This window comes from Paenibacillus sp. NMA1017, from assembly GCF_058895805.1.
Map to the genome: position 1 here is coordinate 211,718 of NZ_JBZXYR010000003.1, position 19,307 is coordinate 231,024.

The 19,307-nt window shown below is 41.8% G+C and carries 18 protein-coding genes; 13 read left to right on the top strand and 5 right to left on the bottom strand.

Translation table 11 applies throughout. The features are described from left to right. Window positions 1-107: 107 nt before the first annotated feature. A complete protein-coding gene (locus AC5ELV_RS09730) occupies window positions 108-1,844 on the bottom strand; it encodes an ABC transporter substrate-binding protein (RefSeq protein WP_493430020.1) in 1,737 nt (578 codons plus the stop codon). 147 nt (window positions 1,845-1,991) lie between these two features. On the opposite strand from AC5ELV_RS09730, the gene AC5ELV_RS09735 reads away from it, so the two are divergent. Genes AC5ELV_RS09735 through AC5ELV_RS09745 form a run of 3 tightly spaced genes read left to right on the top strand, consistent with a single transcriptional unit; the run spans window position 1,992 to window position 4,326 of the window. Next, window positions 1,992-3,578 (top strand): DUF4153 domain-containing protein, encoded by a 1,587-nt coding sequence (locus AC5ELV_RS09735; RefSeq protein WP_493430021.1) that lies wholly within the window; start codon window positions 1,992-1,994, stop codon window positions 3,576-3,578. Between the two features lie 13 nt (window positions 3,579-3,591). Next, window positions 3,592-4,158 (top strand): hypothetical protein, encoded by a 567-nt coding sequence (locus AC5ELV_RS09740; protein ID WP_493430022.1) that lies wholly within the window; start codon window positions 3,592-3,594, stop codon window positions 4,156-4,158. A 9-nt stretch (window positions 4,159-4,167) separates the two neighbouring features. Further along, entirely contained in the window at window positions 4,168-4,326 is a 159-nt protein-coding gene (locus tag AC5ELV_RS09745; protein ID WP_493430023.1) for a hypothetical protein, read from the top strand. A 678-nt stretch (window positions 4,327-5,004) separates the two neighbouring features. On the opposite strand, the gene AC5ELV_RS09750 is transcribed toward AC5ELV_RS09745, so the two are convergent. Next, on the bottom strand, window positions 5,005-5,184 hold the full coding sequence (locus tag AC5ELV_RS09750) for an aspartyl-phosphate phosphatase Spo0E family protein (protein ID WP_307350892.1): 180 nt from the start codon (window positions 5,182-5,184) through the stop codon (window positions 5,005-5,007). A 465-nt stretch (window positions 5,185-5,649) separates the two neighbouring features. On the opposite strand from AC5ELV_RS09750, the gene AC5ELV_RS09755 reads away from it, so the two are divergent. The 3 genes from AC5ELV_RS09755 to AC5ELV_RS09765 are packed head-to-tail and all read left to right on the top strand — an operon-like array spanning window position 5,650 to window position 7,949. Beyond that, a complete protein-coding gene (locus AC5ELV_RS09755) occupies window positions 5,650-6,189 on the top strand; it encodes a hypothetical protein (protein WP_493430024.1) in 540 nt (179 codons plus the stop codon). 18 nt (window positions 6,190-6,207) lie between these two features. Continuing rightward, window positions 6,208-7,188 (top strand): prenyltransferase/squalene oxidase repeat-containing protein, encoded by a 981-nt coding sequence (locus AC5ELV_RS09760; protein ID WP_493430025.1) that lies wholly within the window; start codon window positions 6,208-6,210, stop codon window positions 7,186-7,188. A 29-nt stretch (window positions 7,189-7,217) separates the two neighbouring features. Next, the gene (locus AC5ELV_RS09765; protein WP_493430026.1) at window positions 7,218-7,949 is read left to right on the top strand and encodes a hypothetical protein; all 732 of its coding nucleotides are present in this window, start codon (window positions 7,218-7,220) and stop codon (window positions 7,947-7,949) included. A gap of 1,098 nt (window positions 7,950-9,047) precedes the next feature. Here the strand turns inward: AC5ELV_RS09765 and AC5ELV_RS09770 are convergent. After that, a complete protein-coding gene (locus AC5ELV_RS09770) occupies window positions 9,048-10,415 on the bottom strand; it encodes a transcriptional regulator (RefSeq protein ID WP_493430027.1) in 1,368 nt (455 codons plus the stop codon). 326 nt (window positions 10,416-10,741) lie between these two features. Between AC5ELV_RS09770 and AC5ELV_RS09775 the strand changes: the two genes are divergently transcribed. Continuing rightward, on the top strand, window positions 10,742-11,179 hold the full coding sequence (locus AC5ELV_RS09775; RefSeq protein ID WP_493430028.1) for a hypothetical protein: 438 nt from the start codon (window positions 10,742-10,744) through the stop codon (window positions 11,177-11,179). A gap of 72 nt (window positions 11,180-11,251) precedes the next feature. Here the strand turns inward: AC5ELV_RS09775 and AC5ELV_RS09780 are convergent, their stop codons facing one another. Then, entirely contained in the window at window positions 11,252-12,367 is a 1,116-nt protein-coding gene (locus AC5ELV_RS09780) for a WG repeat-containing protein (protein WP_493430029.1), read from the bottom strand. A 330-nt stretch (window positions 12,368-12,697) separates the two neighbouring features. Between AC5ELV_RS09780 and AC5ELV_RS09785 the strand changes: the two genes are divergently transcribed. From AC5ELV_RS09785 to AC5ELV_RS09805, 5 genes are all read left to right on the top strand, one after another. Further along, window positions 12,698-13,015 (top strand): PTS sugar transporter subunit IIB, encoded by a 318-nt coding sequence (locus tag AC5ELV_RS09785; protein WP_152379856.1) that lies wholly within the window; start codon window positions 12,698-12,700, stop codon window positions 13,013-13,015. After that, entirely contained in the window at window positions 13,008-13,340 is a 333-nt protein-coding gene (locus AC5ELV_RS09790) for a PTS sugar transporter subunit IIA (protein WP_322154766.1), read from the top strand. The genes AC5ELV_RS09785 and AC5ELV_RS09790 overlap by 8 nt, the downstream gene beginning before the upstream one ends. 84 nt (window positions 13,341-13,424) lie before the next feature. Beyond that, a complete protein-coding gene (celB, locus tag AC5ELV_RS09795; protein ID WP_493430030.1) occupies window positions 13,425-14,753 on the top strand; it encodes a PTS cellobiose transporter subunit IIC in 1,329 nt (442 codons plus the stop codon). Window positions 14,754-14,826: 73 nt separating this feature from the next. Next, on the top strand, window positions 14,827-16,236 hold the full coding sequence (locus AC5ELV_RS09800; protein ID WP_493430407.1) for a glycoside hydrolase family 1 protein: 1,410 nt from the start codon (window positions 14,827-14,829) through the stop codon (window positions 16,234-16,236). Window positions 16,237-16,437: 201 nt separating this feature from the next. Then, window positions 16,438-17,148 carry a GntR family transcriptional regulator gene (locus AC5ELV_RS09805; RefSeq protein WP_493430031.1) on the top strand — a complete coding sequence of 237 codons (711 nt, stop codon included), beginning with the start codon at window positions 16,438-16,440 and terminating at the stop codon, window positions 17,146-17,148. Window positions 17,149-17,246: 98 nt separating this feature from the next. On the opposite strand, the gene AC5ELV_RS09810 is transcribed toward AC5ELV_RS09805, so the two are convergent. Continuing rightward, complete coding sequence (locus tag AC5ELV_RS09810; protein WP_493430032.1) at window positions 17,247-17,783, bottom strand: PadR family transcriptional regulator; 537 nt, start codon at window positions 17,781-17,783, stop codon at window positions 17,247-17,249. Between the two features lie 216 nt (window positions 17,784-17,999). Between AC5ELV_RS09810 and AC5ELV_RS09815 the strand changes: the two genes are divergently transcribed. Beyond that, window positions 18,000-19,271, top strand: coding sequence for an L-lactate MFS transporter (locus AC5ELV_RS09815; RefSeq protein WP_493430033.1), 1,272 nt, complete (start codon window positions 18,000-18,002; stop codon window positions 19,269-19,271). Window positions 19,272-19,307 lie beyond the last annotated feature (36 nt).

The following is a 19,307-nucleotide window of genomic DNA, read 5'->3' on the forward strand; positions in this document are numbered from 1 at the left end:
ACCATCTACCTGAAAAGGTCTGGATTGTCGTAACCCAAAAGGTATCCTCTTGTGAAAAGAGGATACCTTTTTTTGGTCATGCGATGCGCTTGAATGGACCGCTTGGCTCAAGGCTTGGATGATGGAGGTACAGCAGGTGGAAACCAGACATGACGCAGATCCACCCAGCCCTGACTGTTAAAAGATACGCCGCGCACAGAAGGGAGATAGGCCGTCTGAACGGGCTTTTCATATAAAATATGCAGCTGGTGTTCATCCATGAGTCGAGTTTCGATATGTTCAAACTGCTGCGCCCTAACAGTATGATCGGCCTCCCGTGCAATTTCACGCAGCAGTCTTTCGATATCCACACGGCTATGAGGCTCCACATGCCCGGAAACATTGAGATACAAGTCAAACAGGCGTAATTGCTCATCACGGTCACGAAACAGAGAAAAGATGATTAAGTCTGACTCCATACGGATAGATGAGCTTTTGAATTCATTCATAGATGCGGCCACGATGTTACAAGTATATCCGCAGGATTCGAGCTGAGCCGCAACCCGGTCTGCGTCCGCTTTATACTCGGGAATGGTAGCAATTTGCAGTGCCGCCAGTGGTTCATACGAATCATTAGATGAATCCACTGCTGGAGGAAGGGAGCGATGATCCAGACATGCTACAATGCGGGCACGTATTTCTGGATCGCGCAGCGGTCCATCCTTGTGTGTATTACATGTGATAAATTTGCGTACCGAAGCCGCCGAGTGAATCTGGCTCCATGCGGTATCCGTATCCCCTGCGGATACGGGATTATGGATAATGTGAAAGGAAGAAGCGGTGTCTTCTGTATCCGACGAGTCCAGCTTAGTCGCCCACGGGAGTTGGACAATTTCCACTCGGTCCAGATGAGCCCGACCTTGAAAATAAGGTGCGAAAGCCTCCAGTGTGCACAGGCTTTCGTTCATTTCCGTGACTTTGAATGCCCCTGTACCGACAGGGCGGATGCCAAAGGCAGCTTCACCCACCTGATTAAGCTCACGCGGCACAATCGCAGCCCGGCTGGTACACAGGAAGGATAAAAATAGCTCGTTCGGCTCCTTTAGTACGAAGCGTACCATCGTCGGACTTAATGCCTGGACGTGCTGAATTTGCCGGACGATAAAATGGTAAAGTCTTCTTCCCGGGGCCCGACTCAGTCGCTCAAAGGTATAGACGACGTCTTCAGCGGTGAGTATTTTTCCGTTATGAAACAGCACTTCTTTACGCAGGAAAAAGGTCCACTGTGTACGAGTGGTGTCCACCTCCCAAGCGTGCGCCAATCCCGGCAAAATCTCGCCGCTTTCGTTCGCCCGGCGGGCCAGGCCATCAAAGACGTGGCTGGATACGAAGGACTCGGCGAGCCAGTTCAAGTACAACGGGTCCAGCGTATAGAGCTGCTGGCGAATAGGCAGACGCAGCGTGTCGATCTGCTGCTGATCGCTGCGCACCTCTGCGTGATGCCCAAAATAATTCAACAACCAGCCTTGCAAATGCTCCTGCATGGTGGAGGAGCGTGAATGAACTCGGATTTCATCCAGCGCGCGTTTGATATCATGGCGGTCTATGGCTTGCATCATGGATTGCACGGCAATGTCTTCCGGCTGAATGAGGAAGCGCAGACTGGAGCGGCGACCTCTGCCTCGGCGGGGAGTCCATTGTATCCAGTCATGCTGTTCCATTTTCTGAATGATCATCAAGGCGTTGCGGTGAGTACAGTCAAAAATAGCCGCCAGCTCATCCAGTGTCGTCTCTATAGTATGGTTTTCGTCCTTGTCGTCAGCTGCGTGTGAGTGAAGACGCAAAAATTGGGCATGGAGTTTCATTCAAGGTTGCTCCGTTTCCCCTATATTTGATTAAAAGCATAGCCGCTTTTATAAAATAGGAAATTTTGTTTGAATTAATTTCTCTTTATATTCTTATTTTATCATCTACAATAAGGGTTATAAAGCATATTTGTGGAGGTATTTACCATGCATGACAAGATGAATGGAACGTCTTTGCCGAAAACGTCGTTTCTGTCCGCCTTTGCTGGCGCAATTGTGTTGGCGCTGGTTCATCAATATCTGTTTTACGGACATGGGCTGGGCGTGTCTGTGCCAATTTTTGTTATTGGGTTTTACGCCTATATGTATGCCTTTAATCGAGATCGTTTCCAGCTCAAATCATGGATAGGGCGTTTGCTGTTTGTGATCATTTTCATGCTGGCATTGACATACGCGCTGTTCAATAATCCGATCCTATATGTGTTAAATGCGCTGGCGATAGCTGCTCTGATTAGCGTACATATGGTGCTGCTGTTCGGGGAGAAAAGGCATGGCTGGTCAGAACCCGGTATTATTGGGCAGGCGTTAAGCCATTGGCTTTATCAAAACTTTCGTCATATCGTGACCCCGTTTCGGATGGTCAAGACAGTAGCCCTTCGGAATGTGAAGGATGAGCGTAAGCGTGTATTGGGCAAAGTGATAATCGGTTTGCTTATTGCCTTGCCGCTACTGTTCATTATCATATCTTTGCTGGCTTCGGCGGATGGGATGTTCGAAAAGTTGTTAGCTGGAGTACCCGAATGGATCGGAACGCTGTCCTTTGGGAATGGCATGCTGCGGCTGATCTGGACCTGCTTTTTCACCTTCTGTTTCTTCTGTTATTTGTGGGGATTTGTACAGCCTGCTCCGCGTAATACGCAGAGAGAGACCCAATCATGGCACGGGTTAGATGAGCGCACGAATGGCCAAACCACCGAGTATGATGGTCACTCTTCAGTGATGATTGACCGACCAACGGTGCCTTACCACGAGCCGGTTGCGATCAAGTTTGATCCTGTAATTACCGCTACGGTGCTGATTGTCATGAATCTGGTGTATGTTGTGTTCGTTGTGTTGCAGTTCGGATATCTGTTTGGTGCATGGGAAGGTGCTCTGCCTGAAGGAACCTCTTATGCCGAATATGCGAGAAGAGGATTCGGGGAGTTGGTTATGGTAACAGGTATCAACTTTGTGCTGATGATCAGTGTATTGAAGTGGACTGAATTTGGCTCAGGAATAGTACAAAAAATGAACAGCGGCCTGCTGTACATACTCGTGAGTTGTTCGGGTGTGATGCTGTACTCGGGATATACCCGGCTGGTTATGTACGAAGAAGCATACGGCTATACGTACACCCGCTATTTGGTACACGCGTTTATGATTTTTCTGGGCTTGTTACTGCTTATTGCAGCAGTGCGCATTCATTTCCGCCAACTGCCGTTGGCGAAATATTACATTGTACTCGCTCTGGTCGCCTATGTCGTCGTGAACTATGTGGGCATTGATATACGAATTGCTGAAAATAATCTCGAACGGTATCGCACGACATCGGTGATAGATAAGGAATATTTGAGTGAGCTATCGGCAGATGCGATTCCGCTGCTGATTGATTTTAGTCGTAAGGAACATGGAGTGCTGGATGAGTTTTTACAAGCCCGTTTGACGAGCATGACGAGAGAAGAATCGGCTTGGCCTGAATTCAATTGGGCAAAGTACCGAGCGCAACGGGAATTGCACGACTATATTTTGGAATGAGAGGTGTTTGGGAATGATCGGAACAGATGCATTAGAGGGTATGGTATTGGAGCTACAGGATGAGATGTCACAGTATCAGCATCAGTTTGGTGTAAGGCGAAACCATTTCCTCGCGGAGGCTATGTCCTACGGAATGAGTGAGGAGGAAGCTCGGTCTTATGCTATCCAGAGTATCGGTCCGGTCGTTCCCGTCGCCTATATGCCTACGTTGGCTCCCGGCAAAATCCGACCACTCAGTCCAATGCTGGCAGCGCGGTACCGATATGCGGGGGATTGGAAGGACATCGACGAGCATCTGCTCCTGCCAGATGAAGTGCTGCGGATCGCAGGTACAGAGCAGTTCCGCAGCTGGATCAGCGATATGCGGAATTACTGGGTGGAATCGGCTCCATACCGATTCGGGGACGATCGTCTTTCGCTGTTGTCGGTTGCGAGCGAGGAAGAGGGTCACTTTTCCATGCTCGTCTGGAAGGAGCCCGGTGAAGAGCCGGAAGTATGGACGTATGCTTCACAGCATGAATACCGATTCAGTCATTTGCTCCATTGGTTCAAGTGGTTGAACGGGCGCAGTGAAGAATGAGAGGTACAGATGATGAAAAAGAATCGTAATTGGGTCGTGCTATTTATCGGCATCGCTCTGATGGTGGGGGCAGCAGACTATTTAACACAAGCTAAGACTACGACTACTCCCGAGCTTATCGTTCCAACCGTAATCAGTGAAGAAAGCCTTCAGTTAAGTGATGATTGACGAAGAAGTATTCGATAGATGAGGTAAGGAACAATTTTTAGTAAGGCTCCGTTCCGGGGGATGATGAAATTCTATCTGCTGTCAGTAAGACGCTGAATATTTTTGAAATCCATAAGAAGAAAGCCACAATCAATTTAGAAAATGATCAACAACCGAGTGAGATCAGATTCGAGTAACGAATGCGCTTTGCTGGGGAACTTCTTTCCTGGCAAGGCGTTTTATTTTCTCCATGTCGAACGCAGATCTTTTTCCAGTTCACGCCATGTGTTGATAAATAATTCCTTATTCAAAGCATTTATGCCTATTTTTGAACTACTGATATTTTTGAAATAAGGAGGTTTTCTTTTGGATCGAGTAGGATTGGTCAGGGACTTAGATAGCCTAGGTCGGATTGTCATCCCCGTAGATATAAGGAAGCGTCTTGGGATTGGCAAGCATACAGCCATGGAATTTTGGATGACGGAGAGTGGTTTGATCATGCGACAATGCACGGGGGAAGTCTGCACTTTATGTGGCGAACTTCAGGACCTTACATACTTTAAGAATGCTTGGATCTGTATTTGCTGTATGAATGAACTCAAAAATAAATGATAAAGATGGCAATCGGATTATTTAGCATGTATGTTACAATAAAAGGGCGAGTGACCCACCACAAGTTTCTCGCCCGGTCGATTGCCTTCAAGCAATCGGCTTTTTTAATTTTGCATAGTATATCTGATTATATTGATTAATCAGTTCGTCCAAGACCATAGATTGACGGAGTACATAGATATGCTCTAGTCCATATTTCGCTTGCAAATCATAGAGCCGCTGTCGATTCTTCTCCAATCGTTGTTGCAAAGTTTCTTCACTTCCCATCATACATCCCTCCTTAGGTTATACTTATTTTAGGATGCCATGTGTATTTATGGGAAAAGTGAAAGTACATGAGGAATATCTTTTCTAGAAAACAAAAAAACGGCTCGTCTAACTCTGATTATTTGATTGATAAAGTCAATGTAAAAAGGAATTATGCTCTCATAAAGTTTTTTTGTGAATATTTCTAAAGAAATTAATACTGTTTTGAAACTTGGAATCTGTACAGATTCAAACATTATAAGATTCCTACCATTTCAAGCGTAAAGCAAGGTAAGTGAATGGGTATCACAAATGATAATGTATTAGAAATATGGGATTTTATTTGGTTTATATTGGTATATGTATAGTCTTCTAGTTAATGACAATACGGATTTTTTTCACTATAATATGGATAAATAAGTTGATAGATTACATAAATAGAAATCTACATCTTGCACTTCGAATTTAGATATTAGGGAGGCAAAAATGCATAAAGGCAAATGGAAAATTATTTTTATTCTAATCAGTATAGTTCTCATTGTTGTAGTTTCAAATTACTTCACAAGAGATAAATACACCGCCATTAATGAGGATACAATTAAAAAAGTTTCAGGCAAAGAAGAGTTTGAGTTACTAAACTACAAAATAGTAAATAATGTAGACAAGCCATTTTCTCTAATAGCTTACAAAGATCATAAGCGTATCGGAGTCGGAATGTTAACTATAGTAAATGGACAAGAGGAATTTGTAAGAGAATTAGAGATTCAGGAAGATAAAAAGCAGGTAGTGCAAACCATTGGACGCAAAAGAGGCTCTCCGTATTTGGCGCTTTTTATTAACAGTGAGAAAATTCTTATGTATGGCAAAACTATATCTATTACCTTTCCAAATCAGCGTACACAGACAAAAAAAATGGATGTTAAAGAAACAGTATATATCTTCATAAGTGATAGTTCTGATACACGTTTTAAACCAACTGAAGTAGATATTCGAGATGGTCAAGGTAAAGTGATTTATAAAAAATAACTAAGTGAGGGTGTCGTATTGAAATTCTTAAATAAAAGAATGACAATTATACTTTTGCTGGTACTTGTTTTTACGTTTGCAACTGTATCTGTAAGCCAGGATTTTAAAAGTAAAGAAGTTAATCTGCCCACAATTGCACAGAATACAACTTCAAATACTATAAGTGATTTGTTGATATATGATATTCACTATTCCATAAAGACGTTGGATTTATTGGGAGAAACCTATAATTTTTCTGAACTTTCGAGCAAAATAAAACAACTTGATGTTAAGGCGTACTTATCAGGGCAAAATTCTTTATATAACCTATGGTTACTTTCAGAAATGAATAAGCAGGTAAATATTAAACCTGAAGATATCAATTCTATTTCTGATTACATTTTAAATCTCCAAAGTCCTGATGGTTATTTTCCTTCTTATTCAGGGGAGAGAGTAAACAATAAGCTCAATTATCTGTCTTCTACAAAAATGGTTATTGATATTTGTAGTTATTACGATATTAATCCCGACTTTGAACGTTTAGGACAATGGATACAAGAAATATCTCTAACATTGAGTAATGCTGGCTCTAATGAAGACTTTCTAAGTTTTGGAGGTTATACTGCGTCTTTAAAACAAATAGACGATTACTATTATAAAAAAACCGGAAAACATCCTGTAGAAGCGAATGTCTATAATAATATGTTAGATAAATTGAAATATAAATATAGCACTATGGAGAATTCCATCGAGAAATATGATACTGCTCTAAATTTAGAGCAACACTTTGGAACTAAAATTTTCAAAATAGATAAGAGAGCACTGCAAGACTACATGAAAAGAACACAACTTCAAAATGGAAGTTTCCCTATGTTTGGTAATCAGGGAGAAGATTCTTTATCTACCTTTATAGCAATAAATGTACTCAAAAGTTTAAAACTTAAAATACCTAGAGAACTAGAGTTGAAGAGTCATTTAAAACAAGTTCTAAATGAAAGTCTGGTATCAATTAAAAATTGATATAAATTTATTTAGAGGAGATGTATCTTGTGAAAAAATTTTTATTTGTCGTTTTAAGTAGCGCAACTTTCCTAGCCGCTTCCCTGGTTCCAAGCTCGAGTTATGCAGATTCTGTTGGAGTAAATGATGGTTTGAAACAATTGAGCAGTCAACAATATGAACTAAATGGTGAAAAGTTTGATCTTGTAACTTGGAAAGATGGAAATGGAAATCTTATCTATACAATTCCTACAGAAGTGAAGCAGAAGGCAGAAATAGCAGCATATGCAGACAATTTAGTTAGTCCTAACAGAGATATACAACCACAAGGCTTTAAATATGCATGGAGTGCCAATCGTTCAGATACTGATGATAAAGGGAGACTTGACTGGAGCGTTAGTGGATATAATGAAGATGCTTATCTCTACCCAGCTACCCAAAACCAAATGGTGATAAATCGTGGTACGCTACAGTCTTACTACACTGGGTCGGGTAATGCTGATAAAACGATAATGTCCTATAGCTATACTTTTAATGGAGCCAGTGTTGAGATTTCCTACCCACCGTCATTATCGTTGTCTAATGACACTGTCAGCTGGACATCTGATCCAGTGGAAAATCAATGGTATGTAACCGCACCTACTTTATCCGCAAGCGCAGGATCGAGAACATTTTTTACAGGAGGGAAGATAGAAGCAACCTCTGATATATACAAAGGCTCGTATATTTATCGGCCACGAGTGACAAAAGAACTCTCCTATCCTGTGACTTCGAATAACTAGGTTCTTATGACATAGTTAAGGTTGGAAGGGCTGCACAATTTGTGTGGCCCATTATTTATATTGACGTAATCAATCTCAAACTGTGTCTGAACTTCTCGGTGCTGAAGTCCAATACAATATGAAGTCATAGAAGGCTATTATTGTGTTCCGCAAAAGTAAGGATACTTATGAGTTGAATGCTGAGTCTGTAGAAATGGATATCTATCCTGAAGTGAAGTAGAATTCTTTTATCATTCCACTTGGTGTATTAGTAAAGCTATGGATATTCAATTATATAAAAGTAATATGGTTGTTTTGAAAAAAGAGTTCTAATCAAAGTAAAGTTCTTCAACATGTCACTGAATTAGATAGGGTAGAAACGATATATTAGACAATATTTCTGGTTTAAACATTTGAGGTTTTAAATTAATAGCGAAGACAAATTCCGCAGGAAAACTAGAGGGCTAAAGCTTTGAATCATTCAGATTCTGCGATTAAGGAAGGTAAGAAGGCATTAATCAAACGATTAGTATGGATGCCGAACAAGCTTCTATAGATATTCCCGATAGGAAACGCGCAAGGATCGATAAGGACAGCTCAGTTTCTCGAAGCATTTCATTTGTTACCATAAAAGATCCTCTATAATATGTATTAGTTGTAAGTAGAACGATAAAAACAAAAGATGAGCTTAAGTTTAAAATCTAAACTGAAACATTAGGGCGCCTTCCTGTAGAAGGCGTTTTATTATTGCTTGAAGGTGTTCGAAGAACAGTAATGATGATTTGTATTATTTTTTGCTTTGTAGTCATTAAAAGGAAAAACCAGCTTGGAGAGCTGGCAACAAGGTATAAATTGCTTTAATAAATATCTGAAACTCTACCGTGTGTTTAGATAACTTGTAATGAGTTTCTATTTATGGATGCTAAAAGGGATGATTGCTGTTGTCACTAGCAGAAGACTAGTTGTTAAAAGGAGTATAACTTCAAAATGTATAATGCTATGTCCCACCCCCATGTTGAGTGTTTGGTTTGTAAACACTCTCATGAAGAGGAGCCTGAAATGGAATGATCCCAAAGAACAAAAAGCTAGTTGCGATTAATAATATAGCTAATTTTTTGATCAATTTCTTTCACACACCCCTCTAATAATGTTTTGGTATGCTGTTTCTGTGCCAACCGTTGCATGTTTTTTGAAACTCTCAAATAAACCTACGCATTTAATAATAAATGTCTTATTATTAAATGTAGCCGATTTTTCTAAAGTTATGATTAAGTAATGGAAACCATTTGTGAAATTACTATTCACTAAATAATACTTTGACAGCTCATGCAAAAATAAAACAAGAAGATCAGAATTTTTTTGTGATATATATATGGTATCAGGTCGCTGTTGCAGGAATTCAGTGATTTCCAATTCGAAACGTAGAAGTATATCGTCCACTTTAAAATAATATCGGTTGGCGGCTTCAACAATGTTGCACAAAGTGATGGGTAGTTCATCCTTGTTTGACTGGCTGAGTTCTAGGTAATCAGGAATTACAGTTGCATCCCCGGATAATAGCTTATTTGTGTAAATGTTTGCTTGAGCCCACTTTCTAAACAATTGTTTCCAATGTTGAGCTTCTTTATCGTTCTCCTTTACCCAACTTAAATCTGCGTAAGCGTAAGTATATTGTAGGGCTTGCTCATAGTCACCTTTTTCCTCACAAACGCACGCATGAAGCAAGCTTGAATAGGCAATGTAGTAAAATAGCGGTCTGCTTGTTTTCTTTGGACTTCTCTTTTTCTTTCCCTCTTGATGGTAGGCTAAATGATACTGAATTTTAGCTTTGTATTCCAATTGATATGTCCATTTATCCAACTTGCCCCAGCGCCGCGACGAAAGGTATGTATTGGCTAAATCTTTTAATGCGTCGAGCTGGTCGGCATCATCAAGGCGCTCAACGTAATCTTCAAATTGAATCGCAGCTTGATAATTTATTTCCTGATCGTCCCCTTGCTTTGCCATAAAAATGCGGTACTGACAAAGGGCTAGTCGCTCAGAGTGCTGCTTTTTCTCACCAACGGCTACGCTCTCATAAAGAATGATGGACGCTGCAAACTTTCCTTGTTGGAAAAAGTCCTCAGCTATGGTAAACAAAGCATCGGCGTATGCCAGCTTTTCCATGAGCAGGTTAACGACCTGCTCAATGCAGTCCAACATGTTCAATTCTGCACAATGATAGAAGAGGGGCCTGACTCTACGTATGTTAGGGGTTGTTGCACTCAAAAATTCCTCAATATAATTCTTGTAAAAATGTCCTTTGGGGTGACCCAACGTGGCTGTAATACGATCTAATTGTTGAACGGAAAGTGTACGGTTGCCTGTGACGATCCCGCTTACTGTACCCGGGTTTATACCTGCCACCAGACCGAATTGAGTAATGTTTAACTCATTCTGTTTCATGAAGTTTTCCAGTTCTGCGCGTATCGTGGTTGTAGGTTCCAAGTGTAACAACCCCTTTAACGTAACATTTTATGTATTCCGTTAGATAGCGATCTATAAGGATATTTATTGGGACAATCCGATGCTAAAATATAAATCCATTCTGGGAGATATTATACCATCTTATGGATGTATTATATATACTTTTCTACTAATTACTTTTTTGTGAATTTTGAATATTTCTTTGGGTATTACGTTGTTAAAGTAAGCTGGAAATCACCCTAATAGTTGAGAGGGAATTGAGGCCAACATCAATTGAATGTGGAGCCATTCAGATGTTCAAGCGACTCCGTCATTTCCTCTACAACTTATATTCAGGGGGAATTTCAATGGCTAGAAGTGCAAGCACTTACGCATCTGTAATTGACGGTTTTAAGGTAGAAACGAACAAAAAGTATTCACCAGTAGGTGGAACAAAGTGTAATATTTTTGCACAGGATGTGATGGCTGCGATGTCGGCTGACCTACCGAGTGGCTTAGCCAATCAAATGGCTGATGCTTTACTGAATAAAAAAGCGCCGGGCTGGTACTCTGTAACCTTTCAGGATGCTCAAAAAAGAGCCAATCTCGGGTATCCTACGATCGGGATCAAAAAAGAGGATGGGCATGGTCATGTAGTCGTTGTCAGACCGAAGGGTTCATCGATTACGATTTTGAAAGAGGTACAGGTTGCTCAGGCGGGGACCAAAAATTACAACAGTAATACCATTAATTACTCGTGGGTGGCAGCAGATTTGCCTGGAGTGAAATTCTATACACACGACTAATTATATTCAATATATTGGAAATTTAATGACCCCGGAAGCAGATCCACTCGATCTGTCTCCAGGGTCGTTTTTTTATTTCGAAACAGAATGTTTAGATACAATAAACGCTTTGCCTGGCTTGATAAAAGCAACTGCATAGCCATTAGAGAAGGAGGAGGATTCCGCTCTGTACTCAAGTTTAGTCAGCAGTTGCCCTTGACGATTGATGTAACCGAATTTGCCGTCTGAGACGGATGATTGTGTTTGTTTACCGACTAAAGCAAAGCCTTCTTTGAACGGAGTAGTAACATCATATTTTTGTTGATATTTAATGACCAGCGTTCCATTTTTATCAATAAATCCGACTTCGTTTTTTGCATTTTTCACACTCGCCAAGCCTTCACTAAAATTCTGGGCATCCGTAAATTTAAAGGGAATCGCGACTTTTCCCTGTTTATTGATGAATCCCCATTTTCCCGTGGTATTTTGAACCGGGGCCAATCCTTCCGAGAAGTCTCCACCGGATTTATATTGAGGAGGAATAACTTCTTTCCCTGCTGTATTGATATACCCGTACAGTCCTTTGCTATTCTGAACAATAGCCAAGCCATCCGAGAAACCACGACTGTATTTGTATTTATAAGGAATCGCTAGTTGACCAGAGGCATTCACAAAACCGATCTTGCCAGTGTTGGGAGCGTAGGCAAGAGCCAGACCGTCCGTAAATATATATTCTGAATTCCCATTTTCTTTAAAATGAGAAAGGATTTTTCCCGTTCGATCTATAATTGCATTTTCTTTGGTGTCTGCTATGGTGACCTTGGCTTTCCCTTCGGAAAAGAAATTGGCTTCGGTATATTGGCAAGGGATGACTAGTGTCCCTTTGGTGTTAATGTATCCGTAGAGATTCGTTTTTGTATTTTTGACTACCGCTCGCTGCTCATGAAAATCATCAATGGGTTTAAGCTCGGCGGGAAGTGAGAAAGCTTTCTCTCCTTTGGTATTGTAATACACGAGGTTTCCAGCGGACGTTTCAGCGGCTAATAAGCCATCATGAAAAGCACCATCGCTCAGCGGGCGAGCAACGTTGTAATCCAGAGCAGTTTTAGAAACTTCAATGGTTGTTGTGCTGGATGCGGCCCAACCTGTTCCCAAGACGGAGATGCCAGTAACCAAAATCAATGCAGCTAATCCTAACTTTTTTAACATGCATAAGCTCCTTTGTGAGTTGATTTTTTAAATTCGGGCTTCGGAAAATCTTCCCCTCATACGTAAGGTCTTCCATAATATAGACGATAAAAATGTAGGAATGTTTCTTGATATTCTAAATTTTTCTAATTTTCAGCTATTATTGAGAAATTAAGGATAAGGGATCACGTTCATTTTCAAGAAAAAAAGTGAAGAAGTCGTGTCATTTTAAAAAAAGTCTATACATATAAATTAAATGTATAGACAAATCAAAAGACTGGATTTATAATTACGCTGTAAACGTTTTCTAGCACTTAACATCCAATAAGACCTTGAAGGGAAGGAATAATCATGAAGAAAATTTTACTGGCTTGCAGCTCAGGTATGTCTACAAGTTTGCTGGTTACTAAGATGCAGGAATATGCTAAGTCCATTGGGGACGAGGCTGAAATTTGGGCAGTAGGTCAAGATCAGGCGGCAGAAGACATGGCTAAGGCTGATGCGGTATTGATTGGCCCGCAAATGAGCTTTCTGAAAGGACAACTGGAAAAGGAAGCAGCTCAATATGGTATTCATGTAGAAGTGATCGACATGATGGCCTACGGAATGGTTGACGGTAAGAAAGCCTATGAACAGGCCGTGAAACTGGTGGAACGCAAAAATGGATAAAGTCAATATAGCTGAACTGACGGAAGAGCAAATTAGTTTCCAACTTATTCTTCATAGTGGAAGCGCTCGCAGTAAAGTAATTCAGGCACTGAGCGAATATCGGAATGAGAATGTAGAAGGTGCGGACGAACTGCTCAAACAAGCCAAGCAGGATTTACGTGCTGCGCATGATATCCATTTTCAGATGGTTAAGAAGGAAGCGGGAGGGACACAAACTCCGTTCTCGCTCCTTCTAATGCATGCCGAGGATCATCTGATGTCCACGGTTACTATGAAGGATCTGGTTCTAGAACTGCTGGAGCTGTTTAAATCCAGAAATTTATAACTGAACATGTAAGTTCGTGAATTTGGGACATGAAAAGCTTGCAAACCTATTTGATGCAAGTCACTTCGCGGGGAGGAATAGGCTTTGTTTGAAAAATTAAGCCGGATACTGATACCTATTGCCGGTAAACTGAACAATAACCGCTATCTAACTGTACTGCGTGATGCATTTATGCTGTCATTTCCATTAACGGTTTTTGGCTCCATTATCGTCGTTATTATCAATCTGCCGTTTTTAAAAGGGTGGATGGGCGAGGGCAATCTGACGAGTTTTCAAAATTTACTGAATATTGCCCCTAATGCCACACTGAACATCATGACCTTATTCGTGGTCGTCGGGATTGGCTACTATCTATCTCGGAGTTATAAGGTCGAGCCCATATTTGGCGGGATGATCGCGTTGGCCAGCTTCTTGATGCTGACCCCCTTCGTGCTGACTCAAGAGAGCGGTGCTACAATTGCAGGCGTCATTCCGGTCGACCGGATCGGGGCCAAAGGCATGTTCCTTGGCATGATCGTCGCTTTTATAGCAGCTGAGATATACCGAAAGGTGACGCAGCGGAACTTTATCATTAAAATGCCTCCGGGTGTTCCGCCGGCAGTAGCCAAGTCGTTTGCCGCTTTGCTTCCTGCGTGTATCACGCTGGCTGTATTTTTGGTTATCAACGTCACAGTCAATTTGACGCTTCACAATAATCTGCATGATTTGATCTATCATGCTGTACAGGCACCGCTGGTGCATTTGGGCAGTGGAATTATCCCTACATTGATTGCTATTTTCTTTGTTCAGCTCTTATGGTTCTTTGGGCTGCATGGTCAAATTATTATCAACTCGGTTATGGACCCGATCTGGAATACGCTGGCACTTGAAAACTATGAAGCGTACTCCAAAGGAGCGGAACTGCCGCATATCATCACCAAGCAGTTTGTTGATATTTATACAGTAGGTATCGGTGGTACAGGTATGACACTGGCTGTGGTGCTCTCGATTCTGTTCTTCCTGAAGAGCAAGCAATTGAAGCAGGTCAGTAAGCTGGCCCTTGGACCGGGTCTGTTTAATGTCAACGAGCCCGTCATATTCGGTCTGCCGATCGTGATGAATCCGCTTATTTTTGTTCCATGGGTCATTTCTCCAATGATCGTTACGCTGATTACTTACTTTGCCATGTCTACCGGGATTGTGCCACCGCCAAACGGAATACAGGTTCCTTGGACGATGCCATTGTTCTTTAGCGGAATGATGGGTACAGGTTCACTGATGGGTGGTGTACTGCAACTGTTTAATATGGCTGTCGTCTTTATCATCTGGTTCCCATTCCTGAAAATTATTGACCGGGTTAATGTTCGTAAAGAACAGGAAGAGGAGCTTAGCCAAGCAACCGTTGCAGGTAAGGATCAAACTATTGGAATGTAATGTGAATAAGCTGCTAGATTAGCAGCTTATTCATTGCAAAAGAGAGAGGAGTAGAGCTGTGAATCATACCGAAATGAAAGATATAGAGCAGCAAACCATTCAATACCGTTTTCCATCCGACTTCTGGTGGGGTTCCTCAGCTTCGGCTACCCAAACAGAAGGAACCGTGGAGGGAGACGGCAAAGGACCGAACATTTGGGATTATTGGTTTGAGCAGGAGCCGAACCGTTTCTATGACGGGGTCGGTCCTGCCGATACGTCCCGTTTCTATACCCGTTACAAAGAGGATATTGCACTCATGAAAGAGCTTGGCCACAACTCTTTCCGGTTCTCTATTTCCTGGTCACGCCTGTTTCCGGCAGGGAAAGGTGCAATGAACCAGCAGGCAGTTCAATTCTATACTGCCGTCATTGAAGAGTTGCATCAGGCGGGCATTGAGCCGTTTGTGAATCTGTATCATTTTGATTTACCGATGGCTTTGCAGGAAAATGGAGGCTGGGTGAACCGGGAGACGGTTGAAGCTTACGTGGATTACGCTAACACTTGCTTCGAGTTATTCGGGGATCGGGTAGCCAAATGGTTTACGCATAACGAGCCAATTGTCCCGGTGGAAGGCGGCTATCTATACGATTTCCACTTTCCGAATGAAGTGGATTTCGGTAAAGCCGTACAGGTGGGATATCATACCCTGTTATCGAGCGCCAGTGTCATTAAGGCTTACAGAGAGGGCGGCTATAAGGGCAAAATCGGAATTATTTTGAACCTGACGCCGACTTATCCGCGTAGTCAGCATCCGGCAGACGTGCAGGCTGCTGAAATATGCGACGCGTTCTTTAACCGTTCCTTTTTAGACCCATCTGTGACGGGAGAATTTAATCCTTTGCTCGTGGAGTTGTTACGCCAAGAAGGATTTTTACCATTAACGGAAGAAGGAGATCGGGAGATTATACGCCAGGGCACTGTGGACCTGCTGGGTATTAACTATTATCAGCCGCGCAGAGTCAAGGCTCGCGAAAGTCTGCCGAACCCGGATGCGCCTTTTGTGCCGGAACGTTTCTTCGATTATTACGTCATGCCTGGTCGCAAGATGAATGAGATGCGGGGCTGGGAGATTTATGAGAAAGGCATTTACGACATTCTGACCAATGTCAGAGAAAATTATGGCAACATTGAATGCTTTATTTCAGAAAACGGAATGGGCGTTCAAGGTGAAGAAAAGTTCAGAGATGAACAGGGCATAATCCGCGATGACTATCGCATTGATTTTATCCGTGAGCATCTCAAATGGGTCCAACGAGCGATCTCAGAAGGCTCCAATGTGAAGGGTTATCACTTATGGACGTTTATGGACAACTGGTCCTGGACGAATGCTTATAAGAATCGCTATGGTTTTGTGTCTGTCAATCTTCAGGACGGTGGCAAGAGATCCGTTAAACAGAGCGGGCACTGGTTCAAACAGGTGATCGAGAATAACGGATTCTAAGGTGGTCCTCTGGACCGCCTTTTTTCTTCATCATCGTCAAAGAGCTGTGCTGTACGCCGCTGGTGAGAAAGTATAATGTTCGGTATACTTACTTATACCGTAATACCTTAACGTCCCGCCTGCAGAACAAAAAGAACCAGCGCTACCGATGTTTTGGTAAAATGCTGACATAAAACAATTTTTAGTACAGGTGGTAGACAGATGAACAAATACGAGCGGATTGCACAAGAGGTCAAACAGCGGATTATGAATAAGACCTATAGCAGTGATGATCCGATTCCCGATGAAATCTCACTGGCAAAAGAATTTGGTGTCAGTCGAATGACGATTAAGCGGGCATTGGACACATTGGTGATGGACGGGTTGCTGAATCGTAAAAGAGGACACGGAACCTTTATCGTCAAATCGGTTCACAATGGTCCTGTTAACGTCGTCGTGAATGAAATGTTGGGGCTAACTAACGTACTGCGCGGGAAAGAAATTAAAAATAAAATTGTCGCCTTTGACGTTCAATTTCCATCTGAAGAGGTAGCGACCCATCTATTTATTGATGCCAATTCTCCTGTATATCATGTGATCCGTCTGCGTGTCGTGGAGGGTGAGCCCTACGTTATCGAGCGCACATACATGCCCACGAAGCTGATCAGCGGTATTACTGAGGAGGTGCTGTACGGCTCGGTGTACAAACATATCAAGGAGGAGCTGGGACTTAATATTGTCGGTTCACACCGTACCATCCGGGCATCCAAGTCAACAGAACTGGATCGGGAGCATTTGGACTGTGCAGCGGATGATCCAATCTTGGAAATTGAACAGGTGGGTTATCTGGATACAGGTATACCATTTGAATACTCGTTCTCGCGGCATCGGTACGATAAATTTGTGTTTACCACAGTGAATCGGATGCGTTGATAAGTAAAGAATAAAAGAATAAGCATAAGGATTCGAGCTACAGATCTCGGATCCTTATGCTTATTTTTGGTTAACCATTTAGGGGAAAAGGAGACGTTCTATTTTTTACAATAAGCAATAAAACTTTCTATCCATTGTATGGTTATAGTTTCGCGTAAAATAGCACCATCTAATACAAGGTAATCGCCAAAATTATCACTATCAAGAGGAGGAATAGTTTCATAGCGTTCTTTATTTTTGCGTAAATGTTCCAGCCTATCTTGATGTTGAAGCAGCTGATGTTCCAACAAATATAATCGGGTTGTTATATCCAGATGATTAGAAAAATACATTCTCAGCCTAAACACATCTTTGGGAGTGGGTTCAATAGGCTCTGCTTTTTTTAACCATTGTAAAAAATCTTCTTTGCCTTTCTCCGTAATCGAATACAATTTTTTTTCCAAAACTTCTCCGCTAATTTGGATCTCGTAGACGATAAGTCCCTCATTAAGCAGTTTTTTTAATTCTGGATAGATCTGACTGTGCTTTGCAGTCCAAAATTCGCCTAAATCTTTACTGAATTCTTTACCGATATCATAACCAGTCATAGGTTCTTTATTTAACAAGCCTAGGATGGCATATTTTAAAGTTCTCATAAGGCTCTCTTCCTTATACATATTCGTCGTTTATTGGTTAAGTATAACATATTTAGCGAGTCCAAAATAAGATCGATACATATATTTGAAAACACGTTTGACAAATCATATAAATACATACATGTTTCTGTTGATATATTCGAAAGTGCGTGTTAATATTAATTCGAAATATGTGAATGATTTCACAATACAACGACGAGGGAGAAGAAGATCTTAGTGGAACTTACAAAAAAGAGATGGATTATTCTGATTGCAAGCTGCTTTATTAATCTGTGTATTGGATCAATTTACGCGTGGAGTGTATTTTCTGCCCCAATGGCAGAATATTTGAGTAGCGTAACAGGACTTAGTTTAACACCGGGGAATTTGGCTATAGCATTTACGATTACAAATTCGGTAGGTCCTATCACGATGATTTCAGGTGGCTGGATTAATGATCGGTTCGGGCCCAAGAAAGTGATCTTTGTAGGGGGCTTGCTGTTTGGAGGCGGTATGATTTTATCAGGATTTGCAACATCTGTAGGTTACCTGGTATTGGCTTACGGTATCGTACTCGGCCTAGGAACGGGAATGGTTTACGGATGCACAATTAGCAACTCTATTAAGTTTTTCCCTGACAAAAGAGGATTAGTTGGCGGTATAACAACGGCTGCTTATGGAATAAGCTCAGTTATTATACCTCCTATTGCCAATAGTTTAATCAGTAGGTCTGGTGTGACATCAGCATTCATTATCATCGGTATAGCATTTCTTATTATTGTATGTGCTGCTTCTTTCTTCATTGAGAAATGTCCCTCTGATTTTGTCCCTGCAGGATGGACACCCAAAACTGTAAATGCTGGCCGTTCTATTCAGAACGACAAAGACTGGAAAGGCATGCTCTCAAGCCCTCTGTTTTATATCATGATCTTGTTATTAATGTGTGGTGCTTTTGCCGGACTCATGTGTACATCACAAGCTTCTCCTATAGCTCAGAAAATGATTGGGATGTCTGCGGCAGCCGCTACGACAGTTGTTTCCGTATTGGCATTGTTTAACACGGGCGGACGAATCGTCGCAGGCTATATTTCGGACAAAATCGGTCGAATCAATACCCTGGCATTTTCTTCTGTCTTTTCGGTCATAGGACTCACATTGCTTTATTTTTCAGGCGAAGGTAGTGTGTTGACATTCTATATTGGTATTTCAGTTATTGGTTTATGCTTTGGTGCACTGATGGGGGTATTTCCTGGATTTACTGCCGATCAGTTTGGTGTGAGAAATAATAGTGTGAATTATGGAATTATGTTTATTGGATTTGCAACAGCAGGCTACTTTGGCCCATCCATTATGAGTCATGTTTACAGCACAGACAGTAGCTATCAGAGAGCTTTTGTTATTGCGGCCGTACTTGGCATAACAGGACTTGTTCTAACATTTGTATATAAGTTCACTACCCGGAAAAATCAGAAGATGGCTGTGGATATGAATCAGAAAGCTATCAATTAACCCATAGCAATAAATACAGATAAGGAGCATGAGATC